We start from the raw sequence: 16310 nt of genomic DNA, 5'->3' as shown, positions 1-16310 counted from the left end.
TGTACTATTGCCATCTATAGCAGCTGTCTATCAACTGTCTATAAATGATTAACTTTGATTAATGATAAACGCGTGTGCCTTCGTTTTCACCCATAACGACATTTAATAAAGCGTTGGGCTTGGTCATATCAAATACTTGTAGCGGTACGTTATGCTCACGGCACAGCGCAATAGCGGTCAAATCCATCACGCCAAGCTTTTGCTCCAACACCTCATCAAAGGTTAACCCGTCGTATTTGGTCGCATCAGCGTGCAAGCTTGGGTCTTTATCGTAAACACCATCAACTTTGGTGGCTTTTAGAATCAAGCCTGCTTCAATTTCAATACCGCGCAAACAAGCAGCCGTGTCTGTCGTAAAGAATGGATTGCCAGTACCAGCAACAAAAATACAAACTTCACCATTTTTGAGGTAACGAATCGCATTTCGGCTACTATAGCTTTCAGTGACTTCGCCGATTGGCAATGCTGACATCAAACGTGTCTTAATATTACGGCGCTCAAGCGCATCCCGCATCGCAAGGCCATTCATGACCGTTGCCAGCATACCCATTTGGTCACCAGTAACGCGGCCAACCAAACCCTCTTTTTGTAGCTGCGCGCCGCGATACAAATTACCGCCGCCCACGACAATACCTACCTGAACCCCAAGACCACGCAAGTGCGCGATAGACAAACTCATCTTATCAAGCACTTCAGTATCAATCCCCATATCTTTGCCACCAGCTAGGGCTTCACCAGATAATTTGAGCAATATGCGCGAGAAACGAGGGTTTTTGTCAGACATGAGGGCACCTTTTTATCGTTAAATTTATCATTAAATAATGGTTAAAACCAATAGAATTGGAGCACAGGTTAGAACTGATAGTCCAAAACAGGCTAGTAGGCCAAATTGCGCTAATTGTAGCAAAAACTACTCACAATTGGGCAATTTTCATCGGTAATCCGTGCCAGTTTTTATTTAGTCACTCAGTGGACACCGATGTTCAAAATTCATGTAGCGCTTTTTGTAACGTTTAATTAGCCTTGGTAACTGGCAAATAAGTCATATTCGCTAGCATCATCGATAGTGACGGTTAAGAACGCCCCGACTTTCACTTTGGCGGTAATATCATCTACATAGACATGACCGTCAATCTCTGGTGCATCAGCATAACTACGGCAAATTGCAATATTTTCTTCATGATCAATCTCATCAACCAATACCGTTAAAGTCTTACCGACTTTTTCTTGTAGTTTTTGTGCTGAGATGTCTTGTTGTAATGCCATCAAGCGCTCATAGCGAGATTGTTTAACGTCTTCAGGTACGTGATCAGGCAAATCATTAGCAACCGCGCCTTCTACTTCTGAATACGTAAAAGCACCAACGCGATCAAGGCGTGCTTCAACCAGCCAATCAAGCAAGCATTGAAAATCCTCTTCCGTCTCACCAGGGAAGCCGACGACAAAGGTCGAACGAATGACGATATCGGGACAAATTTCACGCCATGCTTTAATGCGTGCCAGGGTATTCTCACTATGTGCGGGGCGCTTCATCGCCTTTAGGATGCGGTGGCTGGCATGTTGAAAAGGTATGTCTAGATAAGGTAATAGTTTTTTCTCACTCATGAGCTCAACGACTTTATCCACGTGTGGATATGGATAAACATAATGCAGACGCACCCAGATACCTAAGTCGTTCAATGCTTGGCATAAGTCATAGAATTTTGACTTTAGCGGCATGCCATTCCAAAAGCTGGTTTTATACTTTAGGTCTAGCCCATAAGCAGACGTGTCTTGTGAGATAATAAGTAACTCTTTTACGCCAGCATTTTTGAGTGCTAATGCTTCAGTCATCACATTGTCAATCGGGCGTGATGCTAAATCGCCGCGCAAGCTTGGGATAATGCAAAAGGTACAGCGGTGATTGCAGCCTTCTGATATTTTTAGATAAGCATAATGGCTTGGGGTTAACTTAATACCCGCCTCATCGATCAAATCTATCTTTGGGTCGTAGTTTGCATCAAGACTACGATTCGGCTTCGGTACATGCTGGGAGACCGCTGTAATTACTTCATCATAAGCATGTGCACCAGTCACTGCTAGCACTGCTGGGTGCATTTCACGAATCTTTTCTGCTTCTTTACCTAAGCAGCCTGTCACGATGACCTTACCGTTTTTGCTGATAGCTTCACCGATTGCATCAAGCGACTCTTGTACCGCCGACTCAATGAAGCCGCAAGTATTAACCACTACTAATTCTGCACCGTCATAGTCACTTGCAACTTGATAGCCATCGCGGCTAAGCTCTGTAATAATACGTTCGCTATCCACTAAGGCTTTTGGGCAACCTAAAGACACAAACCCAATCTTTGGCGCACTGGTTGCTGGAGCGTCAGCAGTCGCATCGCTACTTTGTGCAATGCTGCGGTTTTGATTATGATTGGCTTTATGATGGTAAGGTTGGGCGGGCGCAGGTTCCTGTTCTTGTGGCGTTTGCGAGTGAGCAGGATTAAACACCGTTGCAGTATCTTTTATCGTTTGTATCTGTTTTGATGAGACATCAGCACTTGAAGCGTCTGTGTTCAAATTTAAGTCTGAATTTGAGTTTGGGCTATCGTCTGAAAGCGTAGAACCAGAAGACTGAGTAGAAATATTGGGCATGGCTAACCTTGCTAAAGATAAATTGGCTGAACGCATTGTACGTTTTTTTTATGACAATCACCAGTTTTGCCGCGCTAGAGTATTGATTTATGGTTAAATATTCACTTAAATTTGATTTGTGACTAGGCTTCTTATATTTATGGCATCTCCAGTAGCACCTAATGACGTACCAGACTCAGCTTTTATTGTGCAGCATTTATATACTGCTGTCTTATGGGTCAATGATGATCTGATAATTACATGGCTCAATGGTCAAGCTGAGCAGTTGTTAGCAGTCAGTCGCGAACGGTTATTGGGCCAGTCTATATTGACATTATTAGCACCTGAAGGGCTCAAAAAAAGTTTGAGTGACAACGTAGACAACCTCTCAAATAAGTATTCAGACAACCATCTAAAACCCAATACTGTAAGGCAAAAACGTCCAACCTCCTCTTTGAATGACCGCTTTAGTCAAGCGCAAAAATACCAACAACCTTTTATTGATCATGACCATAAAGTAACTTTACAACCGAGCAGCGGCGTAGCGGTATCAATCGATTATAGTGTCACACCAGTCACCTATCAGCAGCAAGCTTATTTTATTATTGAGATGTGGGGCAAAGACCGTCAAAGCCGTATCACAGAAGAACAACGCCAACAGCAGCAATACGATGTCGCCCGTCATATGCTGCGTTCAGTCGCCCATGAGGTAAAAAACCCGTTAGCAGGTATTCGCGGTGCTGCACAATTATTACAACGACAATTTGTCAAATTTAGTGAAAAAAATATTAATAAAAACCTGCAAAAAACCACTGATAAGTTACGTAGTTATACCGATATTATTATCTCAGAAACCGACCGTTTAACCCAGCTCATCGGTCAGCTTCTTGGCTCCAATCAATTGCCAAACTGGCAAGCTGTCAATATTCATGAGCCACTAGAGCATGTGCTAACTTTGGTGATGAATAATTACTCGCAAGTGACTTTAAAACGTGACTATGACTTATCTTTGCCTGAATTAGATGCCGATAAAGACCAGTTAATCCAAGTATTTCTAAATTTAGTCAATAATGCTTGCGAGGCGATGACAGAGCAATATTCGCCGAATAACTTTGAGTCTGATAATTCAAAAGTGAGCAACATTCAAGCTGAAGATGACAATTATAAACCGCAATTACATATCCAAACGCGCGTTGCTTTTCAGCATACTATTGGCAGTCAACAACACAAACAAGTACTGCAAATCACTATTACTGATAACGGCTCAGGAATTAATCCAGCGCTAATCGGGCAAATATTTTTCCCAATGGTAACTAGCCGTGCAGCAGGCACAGGCTTAGGGCTGTCTATCGTTCAAGATATTATCAGCCGACATCATGGTATGATTGACGTTAGCTCCATTCAATTTAAAGATGACAATCAAAATAGACAAACGCGCTTTACGCTATATTTACCCTTTAATCAGCCAGCACTTGACACATGAATGTAATAGCGAAATAAATATTAGAATTACTCTACTGAATTAAACGATAATCCTGAAACAATTGCTCATCAGGCCTAACACATGACTAAATATAACCACCCTAAATACAAAAGCGTTACTCAGATGCCAAATGATGAGTCAATGAATAATCAAACGATTAAAGTAACGGTCGATAATGCACCCAACGACAACCCTGCCATTCTATGGTTGATCGATGATGACGCAGCATTGCGATTGATATTGGCTGATACTTTTGGAGACGCTGGCTTTATGGTTGTCAGCTTTACGCAGGCACAGGCGGCATGGACCCAGCTTAATGATGTCTTACAACAACATGCATCAGCGACGCAGTTGCCGGATGTCATATTAACTGATATTCGTATGCCAATGATGGATGGCTTGTCGTTTAGTGGATGGGTACATAAGCATTTTCCTCAGCTACCTATCGTCATTATGACTGCTCATTCAGACATCAGCTCTGCTATTGACAGTTATCAGACAGGCGCATTTGAATATCTACCCAAACCCTTTGATCTAGATGATGCGGTCGCAACGATTTATAAAGCTATCAATTATCAGCCAACTCATCAGATAAATAATAAGCAAGCCGAAACCGATGTCAAAGCTCAGGCAAAAAAAGAGAGCAAGCTAAATCCAACAACCAAACCAACCAACAGCTCTGACAACTCGGTCAAAGACAAGGATTCGTTAAAAGATAAAGCTACTGACAAGTCTAACAACAACCCTAATGGTATTATTGGACAGTCACAGGCTATGCAAACGGTCTTTCGAGCCGTTGGACGACTGGCACATTCTCCTATCACCGTACTAATCACTGGTGAATCAGGGACCGGCAAAGAGCTGGTCGCAAGCGCCCTACATCAACACTCACCAAGGCAGCAAGAGCCTTTTATCGCACTCAATATGGCAGCCATTCCTCATGATTTGATTGAATCTGAGCTATTTGGCCATGAAAAAGGGGCTTTTACAGGCGCTACCACGCGCAGGCAAGGACGCTTTGAGCAAGCAGACGGTGGCACGCTGTTTTTGGATGAAATCGGCGACATGCCCTTTAGTACACAAACACGCTTGCTACGGGTACTAGCAAATGGTGAGTTTTATCGCGTTGGCGGGCAGCAGCCTATCAAGGTTGACGTACGTATCATCGCTGCGACTCATCAAAACCTAGAGCATCTCGTACAGCAAGGCAAGTTTCGTGAGGATTTATTTTATCGTCTCAACGTCATTCGTTTGCCATTACCACCATTGCGCGCACGCCGTGAGGATATTCCAGCACTTACTACACACTTTATGCAGCGCGCCGCTGAGCAGATGAACACTGCACCAAAGCAGCTGCACCCCCAAGCACTGCACCTCATGCAGGCCTTTGACTGGCGAGGCAACGTGCGTCAACTCGAAAATGTCTGTTTGTGGTTGACGGTCATGGCAACGGGTGACACGGTTTTGGTCGAAGATTTACCACCTGAGCTCTTGGATAATCATCATCATTCTTTGCAGCAACGATCTAATCAACCACGTAATGACGTTTATGATAATGACTTTCATCGTAATGACGTAATGCAGCCTTTAGAGTCTACCTCTTACTCGGTTGCGACATTAACTTGGCAAGAAGTGCTAGCAGACTGGGCGAAAGAATCGCTACAGGCGGGTGAAACCGATATCTTGCAGACCGCAACACCCGATTTCGAACGCGTATTATTGAATGCAGCGCTCACGCATAGCGGCGGCAAAAAGATTGCGGCGGCTAACTTATTAGGTTGGGGACGCAACACCTTAACCCGTAAACTCCATCTGCTCGATATTGACTCATCAGACAATCAGTCAGAAGAGTCATAATTAAACAAGTTCAAGAATAGATTTAACATTACGTATTTAAAAAAGCTCCTTTGAAAGTCGTAGTGAAATCAAACATTTATAAATTCGAGTACAAGAAATTGTGATTAATTTAAAATTATTTGCAAAAAGGGGTTGCCAAACTATTCAAACTCTATATAATAGCCAACCACTGAGACGCACTACCGAATCAGTTATTTATCTAGATGGTGTTTGAGTTTAAACGCTTTTGATGATAAAGTTTTGATAATGGGGCTGTGGCGGAATTGGTAGACGCACCAGATTTAGGTTCTGGCGCCGCAAGGTGTGAGAGTTCGAGTCTCTCCAGCCCCACCATTTTCGGATAGTACATCTTAGACCAAATATTAAAACCTGCTTTTTAGCAGGTTTTTTTGTGTCTGCGATTTTATTTTTGACTTAAACACGTTCCAAATCTTCTAACACCTCCTCCATACTCTCATACCGTTTCTCTACTCGCTTCGCCAAAGCCTTATTAATGATTCTTTGATAGCGCTGATACTCTAGCGGTAAGGTTGAAATAGACTGCTGGCAATGCTGAATCGCCCACTCTTTTAGTGGCTCACTACGCTGATTATCGATTTTAAACGGTCGCTTGCCTGTCAATATCTCATACAGTATTATTCCAAAGGCGTAGATATCACTTTGTATCGTCGCGCCCTGCCCTTGCCAACGTTCTGGTGCAAGATAAGCTGGCGTGCCGGCAGGGTTTGCTACGCTGGGTCTGTAAATATTCTCTGCTAAGGCAAAATCGGTCAATCGTAAATTAGGCACTATGCCGCTATTATCCGCACTATTCGGCAAAAAATCATCTAGCAAAATATTACTCGGTTTAATATCATTATGCAGCCAACCAGCTTTATGAATATTCGCTATTAAATGCGCAACCTGCTTTATGATTTGCTGTTTTCTCTCATTGTTTAATAATGGGTAATTCTTATTGCTTAACTGCGGCGCCAAGTTACCATTCTCGTAGTAAGGCATAGCAAGGAGATTAAGCTGCCATCTTTGCGCTAAAAATTTCATATATACGGTTTCGAAAGCTAATACTGGTGGTACTATAGTTTGAAGAGTATTCTGAGTCCCAGTTGACCGAGAATGGCTCACAGCTATTAAGACCGCAACTTCACGTTGTAAGGTAGACAACGCATGATTACTATCGTGACTAAGCTCCCACTTAATCATGATACGACCAAATTTCAAATGGCGCGCATGCGTTAGCCCTTGATAGCTAATTGCTCTGACATGATGCTTTTGGTCATTGTTTTGCTGACTAATACGTTGATGCGCTATCTCATAACAGCCTAGTTTTGTTAGCACATTACTCACTTCTGGCAATAGCTCTTCCGCTTGCCTACGCAAGGTTTGCGTTATCGCTTGTATTGTAGGCGGATTGCTGGCACTATTTTTCATGGTATCACTCAGCCCTTCTAAAACCATTATAAAATAAATGAAACGTAACCTTAATTATTAGAGTCATTATGTCCCAACCAACCAATCCATCTACTGATAAACCGTCCACTGATTACGCCCTACCTGCCCCTTTATTGGACTTATTAAGTCAATATTTAGCAGAGCACGTGACCCCTACTATCAAAATTGATCCTGCACAGCTGGCGTATCGCTGGGTTGGTGGACGCACCGGACATTTAGAACCGTTAGCCGTTAACTTATTTTTGAGTTTGGATGACTTGCATGGTATCGACACCCAAAAGTCAAAACTGGTACAAAACACGCGCCAATTTCTTAAAGGCTATCCAGCCAATCACGTATTGATGACTGGGACACGCGGCGCAGGTAAATCATCACTGATTCGAGCGTTACTGCAAGCCTATCATAGCGAAGGCTTACGCGTTATTGAGATTGCTCGCGATGATTTGTTGGTATTAGACAAGATTCGCGCAGCCATTAACGAGCTACCAGCTGATTGTGGTAGTCGCTATGTGGTGTACTGTGATGATCTCGCGTTTAACGGTCAAGATGAAAGCTATCGTACGTTAAAAAGTGTATTGGATGGTTCGCTCGATTCTGAGCAAGATAAGCTATTGGTGTATGCGACTAGTAATCGTCGACATCTATTGCCACAATTGATGAAAGACAACGTCAATATTTACGATGGAAATACCGATGAGGTCAACCCTTACGAAACCATTGACGAGACCGTATCGCTATCTGATCGCTTTGGTTTGTGGTTATCATTCTATCCAATGAATCAGCATACGTATTTGCAAATTGTTCAGCATTATTTAAGCTTGCAGCCAGTACAAATTACTAGCGATGTTATGAATGCTAATAGTGATAACAATAGTAATGATAAAGAGCTTGATGAAATCGTGAGAGCGGCGGCACTGCGTTGGGCATCAGAGCGTGGCGGACGTTCGGGACGCGTCGCTTATCAGTTTAGTCGTTACTGGATAGGACAATCCCAATTGGCTTCTGCAGATAGTCAGTCTTAACTCATTTGCTGTCGCGTGCAGATCCTACATACTGCACGCGGCTGTCTGCTTGACCTTCAACTACTTCTACTGCACCATCTACCCTATATTGCGCAAAATCTGCCGCTAACCATAAGTTGCCGTGATAAACGCTTTTTGCATCTAAGCGGATATGCGCCATATTAGGCGTCGTGCTATCTGGATTATCGAAACGCTGATAACGAGCACTAAAATGCGTCAAAACCAAATTGGGTAAGCTTATATCTTGTGCAAACTTGCCAACTCGCTGTGCACTACTATGCATGGGGTCAAAATCTGGATTTTTAGCTTGAATCTTGGTTAAGACTTCATTGGTATAAGTCGCCTCATGTACCAATAAATCGGTATCTTGTAGCGCAGAAGCTAAAAGACTTGGCGTATCGTTATCACCAGCCACTACAACCCTTGTACGTTGCTCGTCGTTATCGACGTAATCTGCTGCACGTAACTGCTTACCGTCCTCGGTTATAACATCTTCACCTTGCTGCAACCTCCCCCACACCTTACTAGCTGGAATACCAGCTGCTAGCAATTTATCGGTATTGAGCGTGCGACGACTGATAGTCTGAGTAATACCAAAACCATAGGATGGCACGCGATGTGATAGAGGATGAATATCTATCGCAAGCTGTTGCTGCTTATCCAAGCTGATACTTACCTGACCTTTATTTTCATTATTTGGCTGATATAGCAAATCTTCAATCGCCATAAAATCGATGGCAAATGGCAAATGTAACTCAGTAGCTAGTATTACAGCATCTAATAGTTTGCTAATGGCTTTGGGTGCGATAAGAATCAGCGGCGCGGTACGTCCTGACATGGCAGCACTAGCGAGCAATCCTGGCAAACCATAGCAATGATCGCCATGCACATGAGTTATACAAATAGCGGTAAGCTGATGCATTGATAGTTTGGTATGGAGCAGTTGCTGCTGTGTACCTTCACCGCAATCAATGAGTAACCATGAACGCGATTTTTTACTCTGCTGTTGATTAGATCCTGACAGATAAGGATTAAGGCACTCAATCGCCAGCGCTGTTACGTTGCGCTGCTTGGTCGGCACACCAGCTGATGTTCCTAAAAAAGTTAGTTGCAGCATAAGTCGTCGTTATCGCAAAATTTATTCATATTCAAAGAGTTTACGACAATTTACAAAGAATGGTTTTATCACCCTCAACGATTTGACCACCACTAGCAAAGCATTGATTGACCATGCTAGATTCGTGCGACTTCCAACCTCCATAGAAGCTTGCTATACATAATAAAACGACTAATATCTTTTGCGACCACGCCTTAACAGTTACTTGCTGAGAAGCAAGCTGCTGCCGTGCCAGCTGATCCTTATCGGAACTAGAGGGTTTATTCAAGTTATTAGAGTCTGTCATTGTCTTACCTTTTAGAGGACTATTTATTGATGGGACATATTGAACTTAACATGCCCCAAACGCAATCAACATAGCAATAGCTAGCATTTATAAGCACTTTGATAAATCTAGTAGTCCTAGAACTGGACACGGCCACCTTTGACTTCAGCTTGCTTGAAAGCTGCTCGCGCTTCGCAGCGTTTTAACCAATTTAATATATTGGCGTATTTTACTTTGTCGAGCCCACTTCCTGCATTGGTAGCAACGACCACAAGATGCATCTGAATGTCTGCAGCACTAAAAGCTTCACCTGCAAACCAATGATTGTGCTGTAGTTGCTGCTCCATCATATTTAGCATCGTTGTCAGACTATCACTAATCATATTGTTTTCGACTTGCTTACGAATACTCTTGCTCACAGGCTTGATAAGCATTGGTGATTTTTCGACCACTTTGGTAAATACCAAACGCATGACCAACAGCGGCATGATTGATGCTTCAGCAAAGTGTAGCCAAAAAGTATAAGACTCCCATGCCTCTTCATTGTCATCAGTAGGTTTAAGATGTTGTTCTTTATCATAATGCTTGAGTAAATACTCAATGATAAATCCTGATTCGACCAGCGCACGTCCGTTCACCTCCAAGATAGGAGTATGACCAAGTGGATGAATTTTCTTTAAACTTTCAGGCGCACGGTAAGCTTTAGTACGCTCGTAACAAGTCAGCTGATAGTCAGCGTTTAGTTCTTCCAAAAGCCATATGATACGAAACGAGCGTGAGTTCTCTAAATGATGCAGATGTAACATGGATTCACCCTAATAATGGTTGGTAAGTTAAGCAAAGCAACTTATTAATGCTATTGATGATAGCGCACTTAGCCATGCTTTAATACAGTCATATCATTCAAAAACAGTCAAAATTAATGACTGTATGATGCGTTTTATATCTCGTATTTTTGCGGTTTTATCTTGAATATAGCTGATCAATTTTATCCGATATCTTATTCATTTTGGATTGATAACGTCTAATTTTGCGAAACCGATGTGCAGCCAATACGCCTTTGATACGGCGATTCTTTAAACGGCGACGTGGCGGAAAACTGCCAACTTGCGGCTCATTGTAGCCATGTAGACGGTCTTCACGTTTGCGCGCCATATAACCCAGTGCGCTATCAGCAATCATAATCAGCAGTGCGATAAAAATCATACTGTACATTAGTATAGAGCCACCATCATGTAAGTTACGATCTAAAATTGCGATTGAAAATATGAACAAGAATATTGGCTCAAGGTAGCATAAAGTCCCAAATAGTGAGACAGGCAGCTTTTGACTCGCTACCATCGTTAGTGACATCGCAGCGGTGCTGATAATACCCAATAACGGCAGTAGATACCAAAGCTTGTGATTAGTAATTGCTACCTCAAAACCGCCATTCATATATAGTGCAACCAGTACCACCGGTAACAACAATACAAGGTCTGAGATCAGACCAGTGATAGGCGGTACTGCCAGCTTGCGACGTAGTAAATAGTAAGGAGGATAACCCAAGCAAACAAATAAAGTCGCCCAAGATATTGCCCCGTATTGAAAAATATCATAAGCAATACCTGCGCCTGCAAAAAGTATCGCAGCCCATTGCAGCAAGCTCATGTCTTCATTGTAAAAAAACCTACCAACAACGATCATAATCATCGGATATAGGAAATAACCCAACGTTACCTCAAGCCCCAAGCCATTGACTGGCGCCCACATAAATATCCAGATTTGCGCGCCTAAAATCGGTGTGGGTAGTATAAACAAAAACCACTCTTTTGCGTTTTTTAGTGTTTTTAGATAATCAAAAATGTGCTGCCACTGCTTTAGTACGCTTACCAGCAACACCAGACTAAAAAACATTGTCAGCACGCGCCACGAAGCGACCTGCGTACCTGATAATGGTTGTAGCAGTAGGCCAAATAAGAACAGTAATGAGTATAAAAAATTTGCAGCAACAGCAGTGATTGTACCCTGCGAAGTTTGGTTAATAGTCAGCATCACAACAGCCTTTAACGATTGGGGCACATCCATGGCAATTTTTAAAAAAAACAAAAGCCTCAGACGAGAACGTCTGAGGCTTTTGTATATAAGATCGTCGCGCAATCTAAGTTGAACGCTTTTGATGTGTTCGGCTTACATCATGGTCGGCATTATGTCAAAGTCAAACCATATAAGCAATATGTCTACTTAACTGGGCCGTCAATTTACCTATTAATTTCTGGCAAACACTTACTTTACATCTAATCGCTCTATTTTTCGCTGCATTTTATCTATTTTGCTTTGATACTTTCTAATTCTACGAAAACGATGGGCTGTCAGCACACCGTTTATACGGCGGTCTATCAGACGGCGACGCGGAGGGAAGCCGACCACTTGTGGCTCGTTATAGCCATGAAGTCGGTTGTCACGGCGACGCGTTACGTAACCCAAACTACTTTCTAAAATCATGAAAATTAACGCCAAAGTAATCATACCATACATAAATAAAGAGCCGCCTTCATGAAGACTTTGACCCAATATCGTGATAGAAAATACAAACAATAGCATAGGCTCAAGATAGCTGAGCGCGCCAAACAACGAAACAGGCAATTTACTACTAGCAACCATAGAGAGCGACATCGCTAGAGCACTAAACGCGCCAAGTAATGGTAACAGATACCAAAACTTACTGGTCTGCATCGCCATACTAAAGCCACCGCTAACATAAAGCATGATTAACACCACAGGCGCCAATAAAGTAAGATCAGACAATAAACCAGTCACTGGCGGTACCGCCAATTTACGTCGTAGTAGGTAATATGGCGGATAACCCAAACACGCAAACAAGGTGACCCATGATATCGAACCGTATTGAAATATATCATAACCAACCCCTATCGCTGCAGATAGTGCGGCTACCCATTGTAGGATACTCATATGTTCGTGATAAAAAAAGCGCCCAACTACTATCATGATGAGTGGCAATAAAAAATAGCCCAAAGTAACATCAAGACCGTAGCCGTTGACAGGCCCCCACATAAACAGCCAAATCTGTCCGCCGAGTATTGGTGTTGGTAGTAGAAATAATAACCAATCTTTGGGCGTTTTTAGCGTTTTTAAATAATCAAAGACATGTTGCCACTGCTTGGTAAGACTAACCAATAATACTAGACTCAATAACATCATCAGCACGCGCCATGATGCGACCTGTGTACCTGACAAGGGCATCATAAATAACCCAAACAAGAACATGAACGCAAATAAAAAACTTGATGTTACCGATGCAACGGTTCCTTGAAAAGTTTGATTGGTAGTGAGCATAACAGACGCCTTAAAAAATAGAACTTTATGGGCATAATTTATAAACAACTTAAAACATCAAAAAATGAAGAAACAAACAAAAGCCTCCAACAATAATGTCAGAGGCTTTTTTGTAGCAAAGTTACGAAGAACTAAACTAAAAAGCTATTCAATCAGACATTCATTTCGCTTACTCTTCATCGATAACGTCATTGCTATTATTTGCTGTACTGTCATCCAATTTATGATCATTTGCAATATCAATAGACTCGCTTATGTCAGTATTCGCGGCATTGTCAGTTGAGCCACTTGTGTTTACTTGCTCTTCTGACTCAAACGTTCCATCCTGTTTCATCGCATCAATCAGCTCATTGTCGCTCTCTTCGTTTTCAACACGTGCCATCGCCACCAGTTTTTCATCTTTAGACAACCGAATGAGTGTGACGCCTTGAGTATTACGACCTGCACTTGCAACATGTTCTACTGGTGTACGTACAAGCGTGCCTTTGTCTGAAATTAGGATAATATCATCTTCAGGCTCAACCTTGGTGGCACGTACTAAAGCGCCATTACGTTGACTGGTCTTGATAGCGATGACACCGCCGCCACCACGGTTTTGAGTGTTAAACTCATCAATAAAGGTACGCTTACCAAAGCCGTTTTCACAGGCAATCAGGATTTCGCGTACGTCATCTTCGATAACGACTAATGATTTGATAAACTCATCATCAGCGAGACGCATACCACGGACGCCCTTCGCCGTACGACCCATCGAGCGTGCATCGTTTTCATCAAAACGAATGGCTTTACCACTTGAGGCAAACAGCATAACATCTTGGCTACCATTGGTAATGCGTGCGCTGACCAACTTGTCACCATCTTCTAAAACAACAGCAATCAGACCATTAGAGCGAATGCTGGCAAATTGCTCTAGCTCTACCCGCTTCACTGTACCATTGGCTGTGGCAAAGAATACAAAATGACCCGTTACCTCGGACGTGGTCTGCGGTATTGGTAAAATAGTTGTTACCGTTTCGTCGCCATTTAGACCAATCAGATTGACTAGTGGACGACCGCGAGAGCCGCGACTGGCAATAGGCACTTCAAAACCACGTAAACTAAAAACACGTCCAGTATCAGTAAAACACAGTACCGTTGCATGCGTTGAGGTCACGACTAAATGATCAATCACATCATCTTCTTTCATCGCGGTTGCAGACTTGCCTTTACCGCCACGTTTTTGCGCGACATAATCATCAATAGGCTGAGTCTTGGCGTAGCCTGTACGTGAGACAGTCATGACGACGGTTTGTTCAGGAATAAGATCTTCACGGTTAAAATCAGTACGTGAGTCAATAATATCGGTACGTCGCTCATCCCCAAAATTATCACGAATCTCAATCATCTCGTTGGAGATAATAGTCATAAGCTTATCAAAATCACCAAGAATAGATTCTAAATGAGCGATTTCACGCAATAAGTCTTGGTATTCTTCGGTCAATTTATCCTGTTCAAGGCCCGTCAAACGATGCAGTTGCATGTCTAAGATGGCATTGACCTGCTCTAGTGACAAGCGGTAGCGTTGTTCACCTGCAGTTGTGCCATCAATAAGACCAAACGGCGCTTTAGGATCTTCGCCTTCGATATATTCAGGACGGACTGATTGACTGCCAGCGGCTGTCAGCATCGCAACCACACTACCTGAGCCCCAAGTGTTGTTTAACAAGCTTTCACGTGCCAAACCGCGATTAGCAGAGGCTTTAATAGTCGCAATGATTTCGTCAATATTGGCTAAAGCGACAGTCAAACCTTCAAGCAAATGACCACGTACGCGCGCTTTATTTAGCTCATAAATAGTACGGCGGGTGACGACTTCTTGACGGTGACGCACAAAAGCGGCAATCAGTTGACGCAAAGTCAGTAATTTTGGCTGACCATTGTCAAGTGCCACCATATTAATACTAAAGCTAGACTCAAGCGGCGTTTGAAGAAATAGATTGTTGACGATAACTTCAGCCGTTTCACCGCGGCGTAAGTCGATGGCGATGCGCATGCCTTCTTTGTCAGACTCATCACGAATCTCAGTAATGCCTTCGATTTTTTTATCACGCACCAGCTCAGCAATACGTTCAATGAGCTTAGCTTTATTGGCTTGATACGGCACTTCAGTGAAGACGATACGCTCGCGATCACGATTGACACCTGTGTCACTCATCGGCTCGATATGATAGCGACCCCGTATATGCAGACGACCTTTACCCGTACGATAAGCATCTAAAATACCCGCACGACCATAAATGATACCGCCCGTCGGGAAGTCAGGGCCTGAGATATGACTCATCAGCTCCTCGCCTGATACTTGCGGGTTTTCAGCATAAGCTAGGCAGGCATTAATCACCTCAGTCAGGTTGTGCGGCGCCATATTGGTCGCCATACCGACCGCAATGCCTGTTGCACCATTGACCAATAAATTAGGAATACGCGCTGGCATCACGCTTGGCATGCGCTCAGAGCCGTCGTAGTTGTCTTCCCAATCGACCGTGTCTTTATCCAAATCAGCGAGCATCTGGTGGGTCAGTTTGGTCATACGTACTTCGGTATAACGCATCGCTGCCGGAGGATCATCATCAATCGAGCCAAAGTTACCTTGACCGTCAACCATTGGATAGCGCAAGCTGAAATCCTGCGCCATACGTACGATAGCATCATAGACCGCACTATCACCATGTGGATGATACTTACCGATGACGTCACCGACCACACGTGCTGATTTTTTATAGGGCTTGTTATAATCGTTTGATAGCACGTGCATGGCGTACATCACGCGGCGGTGTACAGGCTTGAACCCATCACGCACATCAGGCAGCGCACGCGAGACGATCACGCTCATCGCATAATCCAGATAGGACTGCTTTAGTTCATCTACGATGCCAATAGGACTGACCGATTCGCTCATATACACTCCTTCACTCACATTATTTTTCTAATATTTGACTCAGTTGGAGACGCTCACAATCATACAAAAATAACGGCGCATAAAAGCGTCAATATTAATGAGAAACAGACTATAAAAAAGCACCATCAAGCGGGTAAAATAGTAGGAAAACGGTGATAGTTTTAAGGTTGAATAAAAGAAGCTATTTTAGCACAAATTTGCTGATTTAGGGACATTTCACGGTCATT

The 16310-nt window shown here is 43.1% G+C and carries 12 protein-coding genes and 1 tRNA gene; 4 read left to right on the top strand and 9 right to left on the bottom strand.

Annotated elements, in window-relative coordinates:
- Positions 1-58 precede the first annotated feature (58 nt).
- Positions 59-784: a UMP kinase gene (gene pyrH, locus ACS8FB_RS01205; protein WP_058369103.1), complete on the bottom strand. Its 726-nt coding sequence runs from the start codon at positions 782-784 to the stop codon at positions 59-61.
- 233 nt (positions 785-1017) lie between these two features.
- Positions 1018-2640, bottom strand: coding sequence for a 30S ribosomal protein S12 methylthiotransferase RimO (gene rimO / locus ACS8FB_RS01200; RefSeq protein WP_439260638.1), 1623 nt, complete (start codon positions 2638-2640; stop codon positions 1018-1020).
- 139 nt (positions 2641-2779) lie between these two features.
- On the opposite strand from rimO, the gene ACS8FB_RS01195 reads away from it, so the two are divergent.
- From ACS8FB_RS01195 to ACS8FB_RS01185, 3 genes are all read left to right on the top strand, one after another.
- Positions 2780-4102 carry a two-component system sensor histidine kinase NtrB gene (locus ACS8FB_RS01195; RefSeq protein ID WP_439260637.1) on the top strand — a complete coding sequence of 441 codons (1323 nt, stop codon included), beginning with the start codon at positions 2780-2782 and terminating at the stop codon, positions 4100-4102.
- 141 nt (positions 4103-4243) lie between these two features.
- The gene (locus tag ACS8FB_RS01190) at positions 4244-5959 is read left to right on the top strand and encodes a sigma 54-interacting transcriptional regulator (RefSeq protein ID WP_439260829.1); all 1716 of its coding nucleotides are present in this window, start codon (positions 4244-4246) and stop codon (positions 5957-5959) included.
- A gap of 248 nt (positions 5960-6207) precedes the next feature.
- Positions 6208-6292 (top strand) — tRNA-Leu (locus tag ACS8FB_RS01185).
- Between the two features lie 81 nt (positions 6293-6373).
- Here ACS8FB_RS01185 and ACS8FB_RS01180 read toward each other — a convergent pair.
- Positions 6374-7387, bottom strand: coding sequence for a serine/threonine-protein kinase (locus tag ACS8FB_RS01180; protein ID WP_439260636.1), 1014 nt, complete (start codon positions 7385-7387; stop codon positions 6374-6376).
- 68 nt (positions 7388-7455) lie between these two features.
- On the opposite strand from ACS8FB_RS01180, the gene ACS8FB_RS01175 reads away from it, so the two are divergent.
- The gene (locus tag ACS8FB_RS01175; RefSeq protein WP_439260635.1) at positions 7456-8430 is read left to right on the top strand and encodes an ATP-binding protein; all 975 of its coding nucleotides are present in this window, start codon (positions 7456-7458) and stop codon (positions 8428-8430) included.
- 1 nt (position 8431) lies between these two features.
- Here ACS8FB_RS01175 and ACS8FB_RS01170 read toward each other — a convergent pair whose 3' ends face one another.
- The 6 genes from ACS8FB_RS01170 to gyrA all read right to left on the bottom strand — a co-directional run bounded on the left by ACS8FB_RS01170 (position 8432) and on the right by gyrA (position 16083).
- Positions 8432-9547, bottom strand: coding sequence for a ribonuclease Z (locus ACS8FB_RS01170; protein ID WP_439260634.1), 1116 nt, complete (start codon positions 9545-9547; stop codon positions 8432-8434).
- Between the two features lie 40 nt (positions 9548-9587).
- The gene (locus tag ACS8FB_RS01165; protein ID WP_439260633.1) at positions 9588-9833 is read right to left on the bottom strand and encodes a hypothetical protein; all 246 of its coding nucleotides are present in this window, start codon (positions 9831-9833) and stop codon (positions 9588-9590) included.
- Between the two features lie 116 nt (positions 9834-9949).
- Entirely contained in the window at positions 9950-10618 is a 669-nt protein-coding gene (locus ACS8FB_RS01160; protein ID WP_299216445.1) for a glutathione S-transferase, read from the bottom strand.
- A gap of 157 nt (positions 10619-10775) precedes the next feature.
- The gene (gene rarD / locus ACS8FB_RS01155; RefSeq protein WP_299216448.1) at positions 10776-11846 is read right to left on the bottom strand and encodes an EamA family transporter RarD; all 1071 of its coding nucleotides are present in this window, start codon (positions 11844-11846) and stop codon (positions 10776-10778) included.
- Between the two features lie 231 nt (positions 11847-12077).
- Entirely contained in the window at positions 12078-13148 is a 1071-nt protein-coding gene (gene rarD, locus ACS8FB_RS01150) for an EamA family transporter RarD (protein WP_299216451.1), read from the bottom strand.
- Positions 13149-13317: 169 nt separating this feature from the next.
- The gene (gyrA, locus tag ACS8FB_RS01145; protein WP_439260632.1) at positions 13318-16083 is read right to left on the bottom strand and encodes a DNA gyrase subunit A; all 2766 of its coding nucleotides are present in this window, start codon (positions 16081-16083) and stop codon (positions 13318-13320) included.
- Between the last annotated feature and the right edge of the window lie 227 nt (positions 16084-16310).

Source organism: Psychrobacter sp. 1U1 (assembly GCF_051847535.1).
Classification (GTDB): Bacteria; Pseudomonadota; Gammaproteobacteria; order Pseudomonadales; family Moraxellaceae; genus Psychrobacter; species Psychrobacter saeujeotis.
This window is presented reverse-complemented; position numbering and strand designations above follow the sequence as displayed.